This window comes from Enterobacter sp. MGH 33 (assembly GCF_000534535.1).
Classification (GTDB): Bacteria; Pseudomonadota; Gammaproteobacteria; order Enterobacterales; family Enterobacteriaceae; genus Enterobacter; species Enterobacter hormaechei_C.
Genome location: NZ_KI973212.1, coordinates 71,114 through 90,922 on the forward strand (window position 1 = coordinate 71,114; position 19,809 = coordinate 90,922).

At 54.4% G+C, this 19,809-nt stretch carries 13 protein-coding genes, 4 tRNA genes, 3 rRNA genes and 1 riboswitch; of the genes, 4 read left to right on the top strand and 16 right to left on the bottom strand.

Annotated elements, in window-relative coordinates; translation table 11 throughout:
* Positions 1-26 precede the first annotated feature (26 nt).
* The gene (locus tag L379_RS23435) at positions 27-365 is read right to left on the bottom strand and encodes a MaoP family protein (RefSeq protein WP_006808641.1); all 339 of its coding nucleotides are present in this window, start codon (positions 363-365) and stop codon (positions 27-29) included.
* A gap of 118 nt (positions 366-483) precedes the next feature.
* Here L379_RS23435 and hdfR point away from each other — a divergent pair, with 118 nt between their 5' ends.
* Positions 484-1,305, top strand: a complete 822-nt coding sequence (hdfR, locus tag L379_RS23430; protein ID WP_023304628.1) for an HTH-type transcriptional regulator HdfR — start codon at positions 484-486, stop codon at positions 1,303-1,305.
* A 100-nt stretch (positions 1,306-1,405) separates the two neighbouring features.
* Here the strand turns inward: hdfR and L379_RS23425 are convergent.
* The 9 genes from L379_RS23425 to btuB form a co-directional block, all read right to left on the bottom strand.
* Positions 1,406-1,481, bottom strand: a tRNA-Trp gene (locus tag L379_RS23425).
* Between the two features lie 52 nt (positions 1,482-1,533).
* Positions 1,534-1,610, bottom strand: a tRNA-Asp gene (locus tag L379_RS23420).
* Between the two features lie 55 nt (positions 1,611-1,665).
* Positions 1,666-1,781: ribosomal RNA gene (gene rrf, locus L379_RS23415) — 5S ribosomal RNA — on the bottom strand.
* A gap of 72 nt (positions 1,782-1,853) precedes the next feature.
* Positions 1,854-4,759, bottom strand: a 23S ribosomal RNA gene (locus L379_RS23410).
* Between the two features lie 170 nt (positions 4,760-4,929).
* Positions 4,930-5,005 (bottom strand) — tRNA-Ala (locus L379_RS23405).
* A 105-nt stretch (positions 5,006-5,110) separates the two neighbouring features.
* Positions 5,111-5,187: transfer RNA gene (locus L379_RS23400), tRNA-Ile, on the bottom strand.
* 70 nt (positions 5,188-5,257) lie between these two features.
* Positions 5,258-6,799 (bottom strand): 16S ribosomal RNA (locus L379_RS23395).
* Together the 16S, 23S and 5S rRNA genes with 4 tRNA genes alongside form the textbook arrangement of a ribosomal RNA operon.
* Positions 6,800-7,185: 386 nt before the next feature.
* Complete coding sequence (gene murI / locus L379_RS23390) at positions 7,186-8,037, bottom strand: glutamate racemase (RefSeq protein ID WP_003862067.1); 852 nt, start codon at positions 8,035-8,037, stop codon at positions 7,186-7,188.
* On the bottom strand, positions 7,982-9,832 hold the full coding sequence (btuB, locus tag L379_RS23385) for a TonB-dependent vitamin B12 receptor BtuB (RefSeq protein WP_017694253.1): 1,851 nt from the start codon (positions 9,830-9,832) through the stop codon (positions 7,982-7,984). The genes murI and btuB overlap by 56 nt, the downstream gene beginning before the upstream one ends.
* A gap of 65 nt (positions 9,833-9,897) precedes the next feature.
* A riboswitch (cobalamin riboswitch) is annotated at positions 9,898-10,074 on the bottom strand.
* Positions 10,075-10,178: 104 nt separating this feature from the next.
* Between btuB and trmA the strand changes: the two genes are divergently transcribed.
* On the top strand, positions 10,179-11,279 hold the full coding sequence (gene trmA, locus L379_RS23380) for a tRNA (uridine(54)-C5)-methyltransferase TrmA (RefSeq protein ID WP_003862063.1): 1,101 nt from the start codon (positions 10,179-10,181) through the stop codon (positions 11,277-11,279).
* A gap of 80 nt (positions 11,280-11,359) precedes the next feature.
* On the opposite strand, the gene L379_RS23375 is transcribed toward trmA, so the two are convergent.
* Both L379_RS23375 and fabR read right to left on the bottom strand, forming a co-directional pair.
* On the bottom strand, positions 11,360-11,719 hold the full coding sequence (locus tag L379_RS23375; protein WP_017383113.1) for a YijD family membrane protein: 360 nt from the start codon (positions 11,717-11,719) through the stop codon (positions 11,360-11,362).
* A gap of 9 nt (positions 11,720-11,728) precedes the next feature.
* Positions 11,729-12,367, bottom strand: coding sequence for an HTH-type transcriptional repressor FabR (fabR, locus tag L379_RS23370; RefSeq protein ID WP_003862059.1), 639 nt, complete (start codon positions 12,365-12,367; stop codon positions 11,729-11,731).
* Between the two features lie 196 nt (positions 12,368-12,563).
* Between fabR and sthA the strand changes: the two genes are divergently transcribed.
* Positions 12,564-13,964 (top strand): Si-specific NAD(P)(+) transhydrogenase, encoded by a 1,401-nt coding sequence (gene sthA, locus L379_RS23365; RefSeq protein WP_003862057.1) that lies wholly within the window; start codon positions 12,564-12,566, stop codon positions 13,962-13,964.
* Here the strand turns inward: sthA and oxyR are convergent.
* The 4 genes from oxyR to argC all read right to left on the bottom strand — a co-directional run bounded on the left by oxyR (position 13,947) and on the right by argC (position 18,436).
* On the bottom strand, positions 13,947-14,864 hold the full coding sequence (oxyR, locus tag L379_RS23360; protein ID WP_003862055.1) for a DNA-binding transcriptional regulator OxyR: 918 nt from the start codon (positions 14,862-14,864) through the stop codon (positions 13,947-13,949). The two genes, sthA and oxyR, sit on opposite strands and share 18 nt — an antisense overlap.
* A gap of 305 nt (positions 14,865-15,169) precedes the next feature.
* Entirely contained in the window at positions 15,170-16,543 is a 1,374-nt protein-coding gene (gene argH, locus L379_RS23355) for an argininosuccinate lyase (RefSeq protein WP_032651957.1), read from the bottom strand.
* A 105-nt stretch (positions 16,544-16,648) separates the two neighbouring features.
* Positions 16,649-17,425 carry an acetylglutamate kinase gene (gene argB, locus L379_RS23350; RefSeq protein ID WP_096159761.1) on the bottom strand — a complete coding sequence of 259 codons (777 nt, stop codon included), beginning with the start codon at positions 17,423-17,425 and terminating at the stop codon, positions 16,649-16,651.
* 6 nt (positions 17,426-17,431) lie between these two features.
* Complete coding sequence (gene argC / locus L379_RS23345) at positions 17,432-18,436, bottom strand: N-acetyl-gamma-glutamyl-phosphate reductase (RefSeq protein ID WP_015569957.1); 1,005 nt, start codon at positions 18,434-18,436, stop codon at positions 17,432-17,434.
* 88 nt (positions 18,437-18,524) lie between these two features.
* Between argC and argE the strand changes: the two genes are divergently transcribed.
* Positions 18,525-19,676 carry an acetylornithine deacetylase gene (gene argE / locus L379_RS23340; protein WP_015569956.1) on the top strand — a complete coding sequence of 384 codons (1,152 nt, stop codon included), beginning with the start codon at positions 18,525-18,527 and terminating at the stop codon, positions 19,674-19,676.
* Positions 19,677-19,809: the final 133 nt, after the last annotated feature.

Consider the following 19,809-nt stretch of genomic DNA (forward strand, 5'->3'; position numbering starts at 1 on the left):
AAAAGGGGCCGTAGCCCCTTCTCTTCTTAATCGTCAGACTCGGTGTAGTCTTCTGCACCTTCCATCTGCGGCTTACCACCAGACAGCGTATGGAAACGCTTAGGACGCTTAATGCGAGCCATATACTTGATCCATACACGTTCTGCATCAGACTGCGGCTCACGCTCACCACGGCAAACAGAGACAAACTGTTTTTCATCTTCGGTTGCCGGTTCACGTTTACCCAGATCCAGCTCGTTAAAGGCATAACCATGGCGCTCAAGAAGTTGAGCTTCTTTGATAGTGAAATCGCCGTGACGAGAGAACCCGCGCGGGTAATGTTTATTGTCGAAAAAACGATTAGTCGTCGTAAAGCTTTCCGCCATCCTACACGCTCCTAATTCTTTGGCCGAGCTATTTATGGCGCGGAGTATTAGTTACGCTTGACAGAGTGTAAAACAAAACATTTAAATCATAACGACAAATAATTTTGTGGAGAAAGATGTGGATACGGAATTGCTAAAAACTTTCCTCGAAGTGAGCAGAACGCGACACTTTGGGCGAGCAGCTGAAGCCCTCTACCTGACGCAGTCAGCAGTCAGTTTTCGTATTCGACAGCTGGAAAATCAACTGGGTGTGAACCTTTTTACCCGCCATCGCAACAATATTCGTTTAACTCCGGCTGGTGAAAAGTTGTTGCCTTATGCAGAAACCCTGATGAATACCTGGCAGGCAGCGCGAAAGGAGGTTGCGCACACCTCCCGGCATAATGAATTCTCGATCGGTGCCAGCGCATCGCTATGGGAATGCATGCTCAGCCAATGGCTTATGCGGCTATATCGCACACACAACCATCTGCAATTTGAGGCGAGGATTGCGCAACGTCAGTCGCTGGTTAAGCAACTCCACGAGCGGCAGCTTGATCTGCTGATCACCACAGAAGCCCCCAAGATGGACGAATTTAGCAGCCAGATTGTTGGACAATTTAGCTTGGCGCTCTATGCATCGGAGCCTGCAATGATGAAGGCCGACCTGAATTATTTACGCCTGGAATGGGGGCCTGATTTTCAGCAACACGAGACGGGGTTAATTGCCAGCGATGATATCCCGCAGCTCACGACAAGCTCAGCGGAGATCGCATGCCAGCATCTTCCCGCATTGAAAGGCTGTACCTGGTTACCTGTTCGCTGGGCGGATAATAATCCTACACTCCATGTTGTCACCGATTCGACAACGCTCTCCAGACCGCTGTATGCCATTTGGCTGCAAAACAGCGATAAGCAGTCGCAGATAAAAGATCTGTTAAAAACCAGCATACTGGATTAACGCAAAAGCCTGCGGAAACGCAGGCTGCTTATTCTTCAGGAAGGTGTTGAGCTGTTTTGCAGGCAAAAAAAAATCCTTTGCCGAAGCAAAGGATTCTATATGGCAGGGGCGGAGAGACTCGAACTCGCGACACCCGGTTTTGGAGACCGGTGCTCTACCAACTGAGCTACGCCCCTAAAGTTTTTGCCATTAAGCCTGCCGGAAGGGCAGGCTTAATGTCTTAATAAGTGGCGGAACGGACGGGACTCGAACCCGCGACCCCCTGCGTGACAGGCAGGTATTCTAACCGACTGAACTACCGCTCCACCGAATACTTCTGTAACCACCGGATTAATGCACCGGCTTACTACTTAATTTGATGCCTGGCAGTTCCCTACTCTCACATGGGGAGACCCCACACTACCATCGGCGCTACGGCGTTTCACTTCTGAGTTCGGCATGGGGTCAGGTGGGACCACCGCGCTAAAGCCGCCAGGCAAATTCTGTTAATCTGTATCAAAGCTGAAATTTGATTGTCTGTCTCTTCGCCAAAACACCTTCGGCGTTGTAAGGTTAAGCCTCACGGTTCATTAGTATCGGTTAGCTCAACGCATCGCTGCGCTTACACACCCGACCTATCAACGTCATCGTCTTTAACGTTCCTTCAGGAGACTTAAAGTCTCAGGGAGAACTCATCTCGGGGCAAGTTTCGTGCTTAGATGCTTTCAGCACTTATCTCTTCCGCATTTAGCTACCGGGCAGTGCCATTGGCATGACAACCCGAACACCAGTGATGCGTCCACTCCGGTCCTCTCGTACTAGGAGCAGCCCCCCTCAATTCTCCAGCGCCCACGGCAGATAGGGACCGAACTGTCTCACGACGTTCTAAACCCAGCTCGCGTACCACTTTAAATGGCGAACAGCCATACCCTTGGGACCTACTTCAGCCCCAGGATGTGATGAGCCGACATCGAGGTGCCAAACACCGCCGTCGATATGAACTCTTGGGCGGTATCAGCCTGTTATCCCCGGAGTACCTTTTATCCGTTGAGCGATGGCCCTTCCATTCAGAACCACCGGATCACTATGACCTGCTTTCGCACCTGCTCGCGCCGTCACGCTCGCAGTCAAGCTGGCTTATGCCATTGCACTAACCTCCTGATGTCCGACCAGGATTAGCCAACCTTCGTGCTCCTCCGTTACTCTTTGGGAGGAGACCGCCCCAGTCAAACTACCCACCAGACACTGTCCGCAACCCGGATTACGGGTCCACGTTAGAACACCAGCCATTAAAGGGTGGTATTTCAAGGTTGGCTCCACGCAGACTGGCGTCCACGCTTCAAAGCCTCCCACCTATCCTACACATCAAGGACCAGTGTTCAGTGTCAAGCTATAGTAAAGGTTCACGGGGTCTTTCCGTCTTGCCGCGGGTACACTGCATCTTCACAGCGAGTTCAATTTCACTGAGTCTCGGGTGGAGACAGCCTGGCCATCATTACGCCATTCGTGCAGGTCGGAACTTACCCGACAAGGAATTTCGCTACCTTAGGACCGTTATAGTTACGGCCGCCGTTTACCGGGGCTTCGATCAAGAGCTTCGCGTTGCCGCTAACCCCATCAATTAACCTTCCGGCACCGGGCAGGCGTCACACCGTATACGTCCACTTTCGTGTTTGCACAGTGCTGTGTTTTTAATAAACAGTTGCAGCCAGCTGGTATCTTCGACTGATTTCAGCTCCGCCCGCAGGGGCTTCACCTACACATCAGCGTGCCTTCTCCCGAAGTTACGGCACCATTTTGCCTAGTTCCTTCACCCGAGTTCTCTCAAGCGCCTTGGTATTCTCTACCTGACCACCTGTGTCGGTTTGGGGTACGATTTCGTGTTACCTGATGCTTAGAGGCTTTTCCTGGAAGCAGGGCATTTATCACTTCAGCACCGTAGTGCCTCGTCATCACACCTCAGCGTTAATAAGGTACCGGATTTACCTGGAACCTCCGCCTACATGCTTAAACCGGGACAACCGTCGCCCGGCTGACATAGCCTTCTCCGTCCCCCCTTCGCAGTAACACCAAGTACAGGAATATTAACCTGTTTCCCATCGACTACGCCTTTCGGCCTCGCCTTAGGGGTCGACTCACCCTGCCCCGATTAACGTTGGACAGGAACCCTTGGTCTTCCGGCGAGCGGGCTTTTCACCCGCTTTATCGTTACTTATGTCAGCATTCGCACTTCTGATACCTCCAGCATGCCTCACAGCACACCTTCAACGGCTTACAGAACGCTCCCCTACCCAACAACACATAGTGTCGCTGCCGCAGCTTCGGTGCATGGTTTAGCCCCGTTACATCTTCCGCGCAGGCCGACTCGACCAGTGAGCTATTACGCTTTCTTTAAATGATGGCTGCTTCTAAGCCAACATCCTGGCTGTCTGTGCCTTCCCACATCGTTTCCCACTTAACCATGACTTTGGGACCTTAGCTGGCGGTCTGGGTTGTTTCCCTCTTCACGACGGACGTTAGCACCCGCCGTGTGTCTCCCGTGATAACATTCTTCGGTATTCGTAGTTTGCATCGGGTTGGTAAGCCGGGATGGCCCCCTAGCCGAAACAGTGCTCTACCCCCGAAGATGAGTTCACGAGGCGCTACCTAAATAGCTTTCGGGGAGAACCAGCTATCTCCCGGTTTGATTGGCCTTTCACCCCCAGCCACAGGTCATCCGCTAATTTTTCAACATTAGTCGGTTCGGTCCTCCAGTTAGTGTTACCCAACCTTCAACCTGCCCATGGCTAGATCACCGGGTTTCGGGTCTATACCCTGCAACTTAACGCCCAGTTAAGACTCGGTTTCCCTTCGGCTCCCCTATACGGTTAACCTTGCTACAGAATATAAGTCGCTGACCCATTATACAAAAGGTACGCAGTCACCCCATAAAAGAGGCTCCCACTGCTTGTACGTACACGGTTTCAGGTTCTTTTTCACTCCCCTCGCCGGGGTTCTTTTCGCCTTTCCCTCACGGTACTGGTTCACTATCGGTCAGTCAGGAGTATTTAGCCTTGGAGGATGGTCCCCCCATATTCAGACAGGATACCACGTGTCCCGCCCTACTCTTCGAGTTCACAGCATGTGCATTTTCGTGTACGGGACTATCACCCTGTACCGTCGGACTTTCCAGACCGTTCCACTAACACACAAGCTGATTCAGACTCCGGGCTGCTCCCCGTTCGCTCGCCGCTACTGGGGGAATCTCGGTTGATTTCTTTTCCTCGGGGTACTTAGATGTTTCAGTTCCCCCGGTTCGCCTCGTTAACCTATGTATTCAGTTAACGATAGTGCAACGGATTGCACTGGGTTTCCCCATTCGGACATCGCCGGGTCAAAGGTTCATATCACCTCGCCGGCGCTTTTCGCAGATTAGCACGTCCTTCATCGCCTCTGACTGCCAGGGCATCCACCGTGTACGCTTAGTCGCTTAACCTCACAACCCGAAGATGTTTCACTTCTGATTGCGAAAATTTGAGAGACTCGAACACACATGAGCTGTGTGTCGTTTCAATTTTCAGCTTGATCCAGATTTTTAAAGAGCAAAACTTCGCAGTGCACCTTTTCAGGTTCACTCTGAAGTTTTCTTGTGTTCGCAGTAAAAGATGGTGGAGCTATGCGGGATCGAACCGCAGACCTCCTGCGTGCAAGGCAGGCGCTCTCCCAGCTGAGCTATAGCCCCATCGTAGTCACCTCTGTACCGGTAATTTTTGTTGAGGCAAGTCGTGGTGACACGAAGCATACTTATGTATGTGAATGTCGCCGCAACGCAGCATCAGCAAAAATTTGGTAGGCCTGAGTGGACTTGAACCACCGACCTCACCCTTATCAGGGGTGCGCTCTAACCACCTGAGCTACAAGCCTGTAGAGGTTTTTTACTGCTGTTTTTCATCAGACAATCTGTGTGAGCACTGCAAAGGCAGGTTCTTTAAGGTAAGGAGGTGATCCAACCGCAGGTTCCCCTACGGTTACCTTGTTACGACTTCACCCCAGTCATGAATCACAAAGTGGTAAGCGCCCTCCCGAAGGTTAAGCTACCTACTTCTTTTGCAACCCACTCCCATGGTGTGACGGGCGGTGTGTACAAGGCCCGGGAACGTATTCACCGTGGCATTCTGATCCACGATTACTAGCGATTCCGACTTCATGGAGTCGAGTTGCAGACTCCAATCCGGACTACGACGCACTTTATGAGGTCCGCTTGCTCTCGCGAGGTCGCTTCTCTTTGTATGCGCCATTGTAGCACGTGTGTAGCCCTACTCGTAAGGGCCATGATGACTTGACGTCATCCCCACCTTCCTCCAGTTTATCACTGGCAGTCTCCTTTGAGTTCCCGGCCTAACCGCTGGCAACAAAGGATAAGGGTTGCGCTCGTTGCGGGACTTAACCCAACATTTCACAACACGAGCTGACGACAGCCATGCAGCACCTGTCTCAGAGTTCCCGAAGGCACCAATCCATCTCTGGAAAGTTCTCTGGATGTCAAGAGTAGGTAAGGTTCTTCGCGTTGCATCGAATTAAACCACATGCTCCACCGCTTGTGCGGGCCCCCGTCAATTCATTTGAGTTTTAACCTTGCGGCCGTACTCCCCAGGCGGTCGACTTAACGCGTTAGCTCCGGAAGCCACGCCTCAAGGGCACAACCTCCAAGTCGACATCGTTTACGGCGTGGACTACCAGGGTATCTAATCCTGTTTGCTCCCCACGCTTTCGCACCTGAGCGTCAGTCTTTGTCCAGGGGGCCGCCTTCGCCACCGGTATTCCTCCAGATCTCTACGCATTTCACCGCTACACCTGGAATTCTACCCCCCTCTACAAGACTCTAGCCTGCCAGTTTCGAATGCAGTTCCCAGGTTGAGCCCGGGGATTTCACATCCGACTTGACAGACCGCCTGCGTGCGCTTTACGCCCAGTAATTCCGATTAACGCTTGCACCCTCCGTATTACCGCGGCTGCTGGCACGGAGTTAGCCGGTGCTTCTTCTGCGGGTAACGTCAATCGACAAGGTTATTAACCTTGTCGCCTTCCTCCCCGCTGAAAGTACTTTACAACCCGAAGGCCTTCTTCATACACGCGGCATGGCTGCATCAGGCTTGCGCCCATTGTGCAATATTCCCCACTGCTGCCTCCCGTAGGAGTCTGGACCGTGTCTCAGTTCCAGTGTGGCTGGTCATCCTCTCAGACCAGCTAGGGATCGTCGCCTAGGTGAGCCGTTACCCCACCTACTAGCTAATCCCATCTGGGCACATCCGATGGCAAGAGGCCCGAAGGTCCCCCTCTTTGGTCTTGCGACGTTATGCGGTATTAGCTACCGTTTCCAGTAGTTATCCCCCTCCATCAGGCAGTTTCCCAGACATTACTCACCCGTCCGCCACTCGTCAGCGAAGCAGCAAGCTGCTTCCTGTTACCGTTCGACTTGCATGTGTTAGGCCTGCCGCCAGCGTTCAATCTGAGCCATGATCAAACTCTTCAATTTAAAAGTTTGATGCTCAATGAATTAAACTTCGTAATGAATTACGTGTTCACTCGTTGAGACTTGGTATTCATTTAGTGTCCGAGGACATTAAGAATCCATGTCACTTTGAGTGCCCACACAGATTGTCTGATAAATTGTTAAAGAGCAGTTGCAACGCGGCTTTCAGCTCATCGTTGCGAAGTCCCGTATATTACGTTTTCCTCATTCAGAGTCAAGCAATTATTTTCACTTTTCTCTGTTGGCGTTCATCTCTGAACCCCGCTGTCCCGGCGGCTTGTAAGCCGTTGTTCCGTGTCAGTGGAGGCGCATTATAGGGAGTTCTCCGACGTTGACAACCCCTCTTTGAAAAAAAACGTTCAACCGTCTCTTTTTTGCTCAAAACCGTGCTACAGCGCCAGTTTTTCGAGCGTTTCGAAGCCATAACGACGTAAAACGGGCAAAAGTTGTTCGGTTTCTTTTGTTATCGCCATACAGAAAGCGATGTTCGCATCCGCTGATTTCGCATCCGGCGCCTCGTGTTCCAGCAGCCAGGCCGTCCGACGCGCAATTGCAGCACCGGAATCCACCAGCCGGGTCCCTTCAGGCAGAACCTTTAACAGCTCTTCCTGTAATAGCGGGAAATGGGTGCAGCCAAGAACAACCGTATCCGGTGGTTCCTGCATCCGCAGCCATGGACGCAAAATACGACGCAGCTCTTCAAGCGATACCGTCTCGCCGTGCAGTTTCGCTTCCGCCATTTCCACCAGCTCCGCGGAGCCGAGCATGGCGATCTGGCATTCATTGGCAAAGCGCTCTATAAGCTCACGCGTATAAGGACGTTTTACCGTACCGCGCGTAGCCAGCAACCCCACAATGCCGTTCGCCGTCAGACGCGCCGCAGGTTTGATTGCCGGAACAACGCCCACAACCGGGAACGGGAATTTTTCGCGCAGGGCAGGAAGAGAGACCGTGCTTGCCGTATTACAGGCAATGACCGCCAGCGCCAGGGGATAACGCTTTTGTACCGCGGTGACGATTTCAACCACACGTTCAACAATAAAGTCTTCACTCTTTTCCCCATACGGGAACGCGACGTTATCGAAGGCGTAGATGTAATGGAGATCCGGCAGGAGCTGCCGAATCTCATCATAGACCGACAGCCCACCGACGCCGGAATCAAACACCAGCACGGTGGGACGCGGATCAGAAGGTGTAGCTGCCAGACAAGGTGTATTCCCGTCCTGCAGTTTGGTAGCCATAAACTGTCTCGTAATCTTTATCGAACAGGTTGGCTATTTTACCACGAACTGTGAGATGAGAGGTGACAGGATATGAAACCGCGACGTCCCACAGGCTGACGCCGCCCATTTTCACGCGTTCTGTGGCGTAGGTATTCGGATCAACGGCAACATCATAGCGAGTGCCCAGATAACGGTACGCCAGATTCCAGTCGAGATCCCACACCTGCCAGTCAAGCTGATACTTAACCTGTTGCTTTGAGCGACGAGCCAGGACTTCGTTAGTTTTCGCATTACGCGGGTCGACGTAGTCGTAAGAAATCTGATGCCCTACCGGGCCAGTGTCGAACTGGGCCGTCGCCTCGATTCCTTTAATACGGGCTTCATCGACGTTGTAATAACGGTAAGTCCGCGGGTCGCTATTAATGAGGTTATCGATATCATTACGATAGCCCGTCACACGCCAGTTTACCGGCCCCGTCAGACCTTCAAAGCCACCTTCCCACTGCTTACTCTCTTCTGGCTTCAGATCCGGATTACCGTAATCTTTACTGTGGATCTGGCTCATGGTCGGTGCTTTATACGCTGTACCGTAAGAACCGATGATGCGATACCCCTCGATGAACTCCCATGCGGCGCTGGTCTGCCAGGTGGCGTGATTGCCAAAATTAGAGTTATCGTCATTACGCGCCGCCGCTTCCAGCGTCACGCTGTTGAACTGCTGCATCGCCGAAAGGAACACGCCGGTATTACGTTGTTCGTAACCTTTTTCCAGGTAGCCCGTACCCGCCTGGGTTTTCTGCTTCTGCCAGTCCAGACCCGCGCCGATATTGCCGTGACCCACTTCAACCGTATTCAGCCACTGGGTGGTGTACTGCTTCACGTCATCCATGGTTGCGGAGTCAGCGTAGCGGCCTTTTTTCGGATCATAGTTCTGATCTTTGCTACGGCCATACCCTGCCACCAGCTGTGACTGGAAAATACCCTGGTTATAGCGCAACCCGGTGTCCCAGTTCTGGCTGTAAACCTGACGCGTGTCCGGCCGCCCATCAATGCCGGTCGCGCCATAGTGATCGTAACCGTCATACGCGGAGCGGTTATCGTAGCCAAAGCCACGGACGAATCCGCTGACGCTGTCGGTAAACTGCTGCTCCACCGAGCCAAACAGCGATTTACTCATAAAACCATCGCGGTCTGGCTGGCGCGGGGCATCTTTTGCGGCAATATCAAAACCACGGGTATAGGTATAATCACCGGCCATGGTGATTTTGGTTTTATCGAACACCTGCTGGAAGGCACCGTTATAGTTTTGATACCCCTTTGAACCGACACCCGCAGAAATTTCTGCACCCGGCTTGTCGCGCCCGGTAATGATGTTAATCACACCGCCAATCGCGTCGGAGCCATACAGCGCCGAACGTGGGCCGCGAATGTACTCAATACGCTGAATCAGCGACGTCGGAATTTGGCTTAAATCGGGAACATTGCTGATCCCGGCATTATTCAGGGGGATACCATCAATCAGTACCAGAACATGGCGGGATTCCGTACCGCGAATAAACGTTGAAGAGGTTGACCCCATCCCGCCGCTTTGTGCGATGTCCACACCCGGCAGGCGTGACATGATTTCCACAACACTCGTTGCCTGCCAGCGTTCAATATCCTCACGGGTCACGACGGAGGTCGGAGCCAGAACGGTTTTTGCTGGTTGTTCGAAACGGTTTGCTGTCACCACCAACGAGTCGGCGCTTTCCTGCGCCCAGCCCGAAAATGCCGTGACGGAAAACGCCGTCAACAGCGATACTTTTTTAATCATTGTTAAAGCATCCACAATATAAGAAGGATGCCGCAGGCCTCATCGATAGCACGCGATGATGAAACCAAATGCGACGTGATCCCGGCAGGTCTTCGGGCTGGGTGGCGTTATACGGATGAAGACTTCCCATTTTCACAGTGTCTACAACTCTCATCCCGCCAGTCTTTACCGCTGCGCGTCAGCTCCAGATTTGCACTGGATTCCCTTTTCACTCTCAGGAGACCGGAAACAGAATGCTACAATTAGACACGTATAGATGTCCAGATAGCTATTAGCCATTAAATCTGGACATCCACTGCACAATCCCTACAATCCCCGCGTAATTCTTTATCACTCAGGACGCATCATGACCCCCGAACACCTCCCGACAGAACAGTACGACGCACAGCTGGCAGAAAAAGTTGTCCGCCTGCAAAGTATGATGACGCCTTTCAACGCGCCGGTTCCCGAGGTGTTTCGTTCTCCGGTCAGCCACTACCGTATGCGCGCTGAGTTCCGCATCTGGCACGATGGCGATGACCTGTACCACATCATTTTCGATCAGCAGACGAAATCCCGCATTCGCGTAGACAGTTTTCCGGCGGCGAGTGAGCTCATCAACCAGCTGATGACGCTAATGATCGACGGTGTACGCAATAATCCGGTGCTGCGCAACAAGCTGTTCCAGATTGACTACCTGACCACCCAAAGCAATCAGGCCATTGTTTCTCTGCTCTATCACAAAGCGCTGACCGACGAGTGGCGCGAGCAGGCAGAAGCCCTGCGCGATGCGCTGCGCGCGCAGAACATCAACGTGCACCTGATTGGCCGCGCGACCAAAACCAAAATCATGCTGGACCAGGATTACATCGACGAGCGTCTGCCGGTAGCAGGTAAAGAGATGGTTTACCGTCAGGTAGAGAACAGCTTCACCCAGCCGAACGCCGCCATGAACGTGCAGATGCTTGAGTGGGCGCTGAAGGCGACAGAAGGGTCTAAGGGCGATCTGCTGGAGCTCTACTGCGGTAACGGCAACTTCTCGCTGGCGCTGGCGCGTAATTTCGAGCGCGTGCTGGCGACGGAAATCGCCAAACCGTCGGTGGCCGCCGCGCAGTACAACATCGCCGCTAACCATATTGATAACGTACAAATTATTCGTATGGCGGCAGAAGAATTTACCCAGGCGATGAACGGCGTACGCGAGTTTAACCGCCTGCAAGGGATTGATTTGAAGAGCTACCAGTGTGAGACAATTTTTGTCGATCCGCCGCGCAGTGGCCTGGACAGCGAAACCGAGAAGATGGTGCAGGCGTACCCGCGTATTTTGTACATCTCCTGTAACCCGGAGACGCTGTGCAAGAATCTGGAAACATTAAGCCAGACGCACAAGGTTGAACGTCTGGCGCTGTTCGATCAGTTCCCGTATACGCACCATATGGAGTGCGGCGTTTTACTTACCGCACGGTGATCTGTAGGCCGGATAAGCGTAGCGCCATCCGGCATTTTTTGGCAGATGGCGCTTCGCTTACCTGCCCTACAAATAATTCATTACTCCGGTAACTGGCTCTTGCGGCTACGCATGCGCGAGCCAATCCAGAACACCAGCGCCACAGACAGTACCGCAGGCAGGAAGTTAGAGCCAATATCCGGATACTCTGCGCGCACCACGGTGCTGTACAACAGTACACCCAGAATAAAACAGGCTGCGGCCAGTCCCGGTAACCCAACCGGCATGGTGCGGTTCAGATAACGTTGATGCAGGCAGTACACCGTCAGCACCAGCGCGATAATCGGGAAAATCGAGAACGGTACAATTGAGCTAAAAACCGCCGCAAACGTACCATTGATGGATAAGCCAGCGATCAATGCCAGCAACAGCGTTCCTTTATCCTGACCTGACTGTTTCATTACTCACCTTCACTCATCGTTTTGATGTGCCAACTTCTCTTGTTCACGGCGATACCAGTAGTACGCACCTTTAGAAATCATCCGCAGCTGCAATACCAGTCGCTCTTCGAGTTGCTTACGTTGTTCAATGCTGACATCCAGCGCTTCGGCACCCGCGCTGAAAACAATCGTCACCATCGCCTCGGCCTGTGCTTCAGTAAACGCACGCGGCATATGGTTTTCGAGTTCAAGATAGTCGGCAAGTTCCGCGATGAAATGCTGAATTTCACGCGCGACGGCGGCACGAAACGCGGCTGAAGTTCCGGAACGCTCACGCAACAGCAGGCGAAACGCGTTAGGGTTATTGCCGATAAATTCCATAAATGTCGACACGGAGGTGCGGATCACGCTGCCGCCTTTGGCGATACGCTGACGCGCCTGACGCATAAGCTGGCGCAGCATCAAACCGCTCTCGTCGACCATGGTCAAGCCCAGTTCATCCACATCACGGAAATGACGATAGAAGGACGTTGGCGCAATCCCGGCCTCGCGCGCCACTTCACGCAGGCTCAAACTGGCAAAACTCCGCTCAGCACTCAGTTGACTGAATGCGGCTTCCACCAGCGAACGCCGGGTTTTCTCTTTTTGTTGTGCTCTTACGCCCATCACGATAGTTGAATCCTTCCAAAGGCCCGTTGGCACTATACCAGAGAATAAAATTAATCTGTTTACCTGGCTTTGTGAATGATTGTTTACGGGCGGTTTGTGCTCCACTGCCCGAAAAAAGCACAACGATAATTGGGTTACCCTGGCAATGATGTTATGATTCTGTTGCTTTTATGTATAAGAACAGGTAAGCCTTGCCATGCCACATTCCTACGATTACGACGCAATAGTTATTGGTTCCGGCCCCGGCGGCGAAGGTGCTGCTATGGGTCTGGTAAAACAGGGAGCCAGAGTAGCGGTTATTGAGCGCTACCATAACGTCGGCGGCGGTTGCACCCACTGGGGCACCATCCCTTCGAAAGCCCTCCGCCACGCCGTTAGCCGCATTATCGAATTTAACCAGAACCCTCTTTACAGCGACCACTCCCGACTTCTTCGCTCCTCCTTTGCCGATATCCTGAATCACGCAGACACGGTCATTAACCAGCAGACGCGCATGCGTCAGGGTTTCTATGAGCGCAACCACTGTGAAATTCTGCAAGGGAACGCGCATTTTGTGGATGAACACACCCTGGCGCTGGAGTGCCACGACGGTTCGGTTGAGACGCTCACCGCTGAAAAATTTGTGATCGCCTGCGGCTCCCGTCCTTACCATCCGGCAGACGTGGATTTCTCGCACCCGCGCATTTACGACAGCGACTCCATCCTCAGCCTGCACCACGAGCCACGCCATGTGATCATCTACGGCGCGGGCGTGATTGGCTGCGAATATGCGTCGATTTTCCGGGGAATGGAGGTCAAAGTTGATCTGATCAACACCCGCGACCGGCTGCTGGCGTTCCTCGATCAGGAGATGTCAGATTCCCTCTCCTACCACTTCTGGAACAGCGGCGTGGTGATTCGCCACAACGAAGAGTACGAGAAAATCGAAGGCTGCGACGACGGTGTGATCATGCACCTGAAATCTGGTAAGAAGCTGAAGGCGGACTGCCTGCTGTACGCCAACGGCCGTACCGGCAACACGGATTCATTGCAGCTGGAGAATATCGGGCTTGAAACCGACAGCCGCGGTCAGCTCAAGGTCAACAGCATGTACCAGACTGCGCTGCCGCACGTTTACGCGGTGGGCGACGTGATTGGTTACCCAAGCCTGGCCTCCGCCGCTTACGATCAGGGCCGCATCGCCGCACAGGCGCTGGTGAAAGGTGAAGCGACGGCGCATCTGATTGAAGATATCCCGACGGGCATCTACACCATTCCGGAAATCAGTTCTGTCGGCAAAACCGAGCAGCAGCTGACGGCCATGAAGGTGCCTTACGAGGTGGGTCGTGCCCAGTTTAAACATCTGGCGCGGGCGCAAATCGTGGGGATGAGCGTAGGTACGCTTAAGATCCTGTTCCATCGCGAGACGAAAGAGATCCTCGGTATTCACTGCTTCGGTGAACGCGCGGCGGAAATCATTCATATCGGCCAGGCGATCATGGAGCAAAAAGGTGGTGGCAACACCATTGAGTACTTCGTTAACACCACCTTTAACTACCCGACCATGGCGGAAGCTTATCGGGTAGCTGCGCTGAACGGCTTAAACCGCCTGTTTTAACGCGCTGTCGAAATGGCCATCCATCGCACCCCGGATGGCCTCTGCCAGCTGCTCATAGCGGCTGCGCAGCGGTGACCCCGGACGATAAACCAGACCAATGGTGCGACGCGGCTCCGGCTTAATACAGGGCAGATAGACCACGCCATCACGTTTACGCTCGTGCGGCACCGCCAGCGCCGGCAGCAGCGTAATACCGCTTCCTGCCGCCACCATATTACGCAGCGTTTCCAGGCTGGTTGCGCGGAAATGGGTATCTTCATCGGCACCCGCTTCGAAGCAGAAGCCCATCGCCTGATCGCGCAGACAGTGGCCATCTTCCAGCATCAGCAGTTTTTCACCGGCCAGATCGGCCATCGGCACGCGATCGCGGTTCGCCCACGGGTGATCTTCATAGATCGCCAGCATCATCGGCTCATCGAACAGCGGTACTTCAATAAACGCTTCACTCTCTTTGACCAGCGCCAGGATCGCGCAGTCGAGCTTGCCGCTGTCTAACTGCGCCAGCAGCTGATGGGTTTGCGCTTCATGCAGGTACATTTCGAGTTTCGGGAACGTCTGGTGCAGCATCGGAATGATTTGCGGCAACAGGTACGGGCCAACGGTTGGGATCAGGCCAATATGCAGCGGGCCGGACATCGCTTCCCCCTGCTGGCTTGCCATTTCCTTGAGCACTTTGACCTCGCGCAGTACGGTGCGCGCCTGATCCACCAGCAGCAGACCTGCCTGCGTGAACAGTACTTTACGACTGGTGCGCTCCAGCAGCATCACGCCCAACTCATCTTCCAGCTTGCGGATCTGGCCGCTCAGCGTCGGCTGGCTGACGTGGCAGGAATCTGCCGCGCGACGAAAATGGCGATGCTCAGCTAACGCTACCAGGTATTCAAGATCACGAATATTCATTATTCATCCTCCGTCGCCACGATAGTTCATGGCGATAGATAGCATAGCAACGAACGATTATCCCTATCAAGCATTCTGTTGAATAATACATCACATAGACGAGGCGGCACGTGTTTGACCCTTGACGTCCCCGCACCGTCAGCGAGTTTCTCTCAAAACTCGAACAACTAAAGCCAACGTGAACTTTTGCGGACCCCGTGGTCCGCTTTTTTTTGCGTAAAAAAAAGCCCAGCACTAAGCCAGGCTCCGTTTTTCTCCCTCTCCCTGTGGGAGAGGGCCGGGGTGAGGGCACCAGCCCGCACTATTCAAACCAACCGGTTTTTCGCATCCGCAATCGCCTGCGCTACCTGCTTCGGCGACACGCCGCCTTTCGCTGCACGCTTATCCAGGCAGGATTGCAGGGCCAGAATCGGGTAGACATCATCCCCGATAACCGCGCTGAATTTTTGCAGGTCGGCAAGCGCCAGCTCTTCAAGGGCTTTACCCTGACGAATCGCTTCCACCACCGCTTCACCCACAATATGGTGCGCCTCGCGGAACGGTACACCTTTCGCCACCAGGTAGTCCGCCAGCTCGGTAGAGTTAGCATACCCCTGCTGCGCCGCTTCCTGGCAGCGCGGACGTTTCACCTGAATGCCGTCCAGCACCAGCGCGCCCATATGCAGACAGCCCAGCCAGGTATCGAGCGCGTCGAACAGCCCCTCTTTGTCTTCCTGCATGTCTTTGTTGTACGCCAGCGGCAGCCCTTTCAGGGTCATCATCATACCGGTTAGCGCGCCCTGCACACGGCCACACTTACCGCGGATCAGCTCCAGCGCATCCGGGTTTTTCTTCTGCGGCATCAGGGAGGAGCCGGACGTCACGCGGTCGGACAGCTCCACAAACCCGGCTTCGCCAGAGTTAAAGAAGATCAGGTCTTCGGCAAAGCGCGACAGGTGCACCATCCCGATAGAGGCATTTGAGAGCAGCTCCAGCACGTGGTCACGGTCAGAGACGCTGTCCAGGCTGTTGCGGGTGGCGGAGGCAAAGCCCAGCCAGCCTGCCAGCTGCTCACGGTCGATTTCATACGCCGTACCGGCCAGCGCGCCGCTGCCCAGCGGGCTGACGTCCAGACGCTTTAAGGTATCCTGTAAACGGCTCTCATCACGCGCCAGCATCTCAACGTAGGCCAGACACCAGTGCGCGAAAGTCACCGGCTGCGCGCGTTGCAGGTGGGTATAACCCGGCATCACCGCATCCTGATTGTTCTGCGCAGTGTCCACCAGCGCGCTCTGCAACTGACGATTCGCCGCCAGCAGTTCGCCGACGGTCTCTTTGCACCACAGCTTCAGGTCGGTCGCCACCTGGTCATTACGGCTACGCCCGGTATGGAGCTTTTTACCCAACTGGCCGACTTTGTCGATCAGTTTGCCTTCCACCCAGCTGTGAATATCTTCGGCATCGCTCTGGAGGATTTGCTCCGGATCCAGACGCACCTCTTCCAGCAGGTTGTTCAGCGCCTCTTCCAGCTGCTGCTGTTCGTCTGCGGTCAGCACGCCAACGGTCACCAGCGCTTTGGACCAGGCCACAGAGCCGACAATATCCTGTTCGGCCAGGCGGTAGTCGAAGCGCAAAGAGTCGTTGAACTGTTTGAACCGCTGATCCGCTGCCTGTGTAAAACGCCCACCCCAAAGTGCCATAACGAATTTCCTTAATGATGATATTTTTGCCCGGTGGCGCTGCGCTTACCGGGCCTACAAAATTCACGTAGGCCGGATAAGCGAAGCGCCATCCGGCACAGAATCTTAAGCCAGAATACGCGTGCCAATCGGCGTGCCGTTAAACAGCGCCGGAAGCTGCTCTGCGTGACGCCAGGAGGCGATATCCACCGGGCGGCCCAGCGTGCGGGCCGCATCCAGCGCGGCGTTAACTTTAACGATCATGCCGTCGGTGATAATGCCCTGATCGATCAGCTGCTCGGCTTTTGCGGCGGTCATTTCCGCAATGCGCTGGCCTTTGCCGTCCAGAATGCCGCTCACGTCGGAGAGCAGGATCAGGTCTGCGCCCAGCGTGGCCGCCAGCGCCGTCGCCGCCTGGTCCGCATTGACGTTCATCAGTTCGCCCTCTTCGGTCACGCCGATTGAGCTCACCACCGGCAGGAAACCGCCTTCCAGCAGGGTGTTAATCAGCTCAGGCGAACCTGGCTGCGCCAGTCCAACATGGCCAAGCTCTTCGTCGAGCTGGGTCACTTTTACGCTATCGCCATCGCCCAGAAAGAGGCCAACGGAGGCGATATGGTGTTTCTTCGCCCACGCCAGCAGCGTTTTGTTCGCCGTTCCCGCCAGCGCGCCGGTAATGATGTCAATCTGGTCCGCAGGCGTCACGCGCAGGCCATTTTTCTTTTTCACCGGCAGGTTGAGCCCTTTCATCAGCTCATCCACCACGCAGCCGCCGCCGTGCACAATCACCAGCGGACGTTGGTGTGATTCGCGATAGTTCACCAGTGCGGTAAACAGGCGCTCCAGCGCTTCTTCGCTGTCCAGCAGTACACCACCGAGTTTGATAATTAATGGATTCATCATCACACCTTAAATAAGAGCCTGCGTTTCAGGGAAGCCGAAACGAATATTTGCACACTGCATTGCCTGTGCGGCAGCGCCTTTGAGTAAGTTATCTTCTGCGGCCACTACGATGAGATGCTCACCCTGTACGGCAAAACCGATATCGCAGAACGGCAGACCGACCACGTTTTTCAGCGCCGGCACGCCTTTGTCGTACAGGCGCACCAGCGGTTTATCCGCATACGCCTGCGTGAAGACCTCGCTCACCTGTTCTTTGGTCACACCCGGCTTCAGGCGGCAGGTAATGGTTTCGAGGATCCCACGCGGGAAGCTGCCGAGGTGCGGGGTGAAAATCACGTCCGCGCCCAGATGGGTGGTGATTTCAGGGTGATGACGGTGATTAAACACGCCATACGGCTGAAGGCTCACTTCGCAGAAGCTGTTGGAGATCGCCGCTTTGCGCCCGGCGCCGCTCACGCCACTGGTGGCGTTGATCACCGGCCACTGATGCAGATCCAGCAGACCGGCGTCGATCAGCGGCTTCAGGGAAAGCTGCGCCGCCGTCGGGTAGCAGCCCGGCACGGCAATCAGATCCGCTTCTTTCAGTTTGTCAGCGCTCCACTCCGCCAGGCCGTACACCGCTTTTTCGAGCAGATCCGGGTGCTGATGGGTGAAACCGTAATATTTTTCGTAGAACGCGCTGTCGTTAACGCGAAACGCGCCGGAGAGATCAAAGACCACGCAGCCGGCCGCTAAAAATTGCGGTGCCAGGTCGTGGCTAACTTCATGCGCCGTGGCTAAAAACACAACGTCAACGCCGTCGGTGAACTCGCTGATGTCAGACATGGGCTGCAAAGGCAAATCAACCACGCCCTTAAGCTGTGGATGCAAATCGGAAATTAACTTTCCGGCATCATTGCTTTGCGCTGACACGGTCAAAGCGGTTATGGTCATATGAGGGTGGCGATTTACGTAGCTTACAAGCTCTGCGCCCGCATAACCGCTAGCGCCTACAATCAGCGTATTCAACATCGGGTTCCTTTATGCTCAACGATAATGTATTTTTATTCACATTTATTGCATGAATATTGATACTATCACGACCTAAGGTGTGTCAACAATGAAAATGAACTTACCGCCATTTATCGAGATTTACCGCGCCCTGATTGCCACACCCTCCATCAGCGCGACGGAAGAAGCCCTGGATCAGAGCAATGAGTCTTTAATCAATCTGCTGGCGGGTTGGTTTAGCGATCTTGGGTTTAACGTTGAGGTTCAGCCCGTCCCCGGAACACGCCACAAATTTAACCTGCTCGCCAGTACCGGACATGGCGCGGGCGGCCTGCTGCTGGCTGGCCACACTGACACCGTGCCGTTTGATGATGGCCGCTGGACACGCGATCCGTTCACGCTGACCGAACATGACAACAAACTCTACGGTTTGGGCACCGCCGACATGAAAGGCTTTTTCGCCTTTATCCTCGACGCGCTGCGTGACGTGGACGTGACAACCCTGAAAAAGCCGCTCTACATTCTGGCGACCGCCGATGAAGAGACCAGCATGGCGGGCGCACGTTATTTCTCTGAAAACACATCGATTCGTCCTGACTGCGCGATCATCGGCGAACCGACCTCTCTGCAACCGATTCGGGCGCACAAAGGCCATATTTCTACCGCGGTGCGCGTGCTCGGACAGTCCGGCCACTCCAGCGATCCGGCGCGCGGCGTGAACGCCATCGAGCTGATGCATGACGCGATTGGCCGCATCATGACCCTGCGCGACGATCTGAAAGAGCGCTATCACTACGAGGCGTTCACCGTGCCGTATCCGACGCTAAACCTCGGCAGCCTGCACGGCGGTGATGCGTCCAACCGTATCTGCGCCTGCTGCGAACTGCATATGGATATCCGTCCTCTGCCGGGCATGACGCTGAGCGATCTGGATGGCTTACTGAACGAAGCGCTGGCACCGGTCAGCGAGCGCTGGCCGGGCCGTCTGACGGTCTCCGAACTGCATCCGCCGATTCCAGGCTACGAATGTCCGCCTGACCATCAGCTGGTTCAGGTGGTGGAAAAACTGCTCGGCGAGAAAACCGACGTGGTGAACTACTGCACCGAAGCGCCGTTTATTCAGACGCTGTGCCCGACGCTGGTTCTGGGCCCTGGCTCCATCAACCAGGCCCACCAGCCGGACGAATATCTCGAAACCCGCTTCATCAAGCCCACTCGCGAACTCATTACCCAGGTTGTGCATCACTTCTGCTGGCATTAAAACGCACCGAACAGTCCCCTCTCCCTGTGGGAGAGGGTTAGGGTGAGGGCAACAAATCGCATGATCTTCGTCACATTCCCATAAGCATCTCTTATCTGACGCAATACGAATTAAATTTCGTAAATTGCCCACA

Coding starts and splice junctions, on each gene's coding strand:
- L379_RS23435 (WP_006808641.1), bottom strand. CDS start 365: ATGGCGGAAAGCTTTACGACGACTAATCGTTTTTTCGACAATAAACAT.
- murI (WP_003862067.1), bottom strand. CDS start 8,037: ATGGCTACCAAACTGCAGGACGGGAATACACCTTGTCTGGCAGCTACA.
- btuB (WP_017694253.1), bottom strand. CDS start 9,832: ATGATTAAAAAAGTATCGCTGTTGACGGCGTTTTCCGTCACGGCATTT.
- trmA (WP_003862063.1), top strand. CDS start 10,179: ATGACCCCCGAACACCTCCCGACAGAACAGTACGACGCACAGCTGGCA.
- L379_RS23375 (WP_017383113.1), bottom strand. CDS start 11,719: ATGAAACAGTCAGGTCAGGATAAAGGAACGCTGTTGCTGGCATTGATC.
- sthA (WP_003862057.1), top strand. CDS start 12,564: ATGCCACATTCCTACGATTACGACGCAATAGTTATTGGTTCCGGCCCC.
- oxyR (WP_003862055.1), bottom strand. CDS start 14,864: ATGAATATTCGTGATCTTGAATACCTGGTAGCGTTAGCTGAGCATCGC.
- argH (WP_032651957.1), bottom strand. CDS start 16,543: ATGGCACTTTGGGGTGGGCGTTTTACACAGGCAGCGGATCAGCGGTTC.
- argB (WP_096159761.1), bottom strand. CDS start 17,425: ATGATGAATCCATTAATTATCAAACTCGGTGGTGTACTGCTGGACAGC.
- argC (WP_015569957.1), bottom strand. CDS start 18,436: ATGTTGAATACGCTGATTGTAGGCGCTAGCGGTTATGCGGGCGCAGAG.
- argE (WP_015569956.1), top strand. CDS start 18,525: ATGAAAATGAACTTACCGCCATTTATCGAGATTTACCGCGCCCTGATT.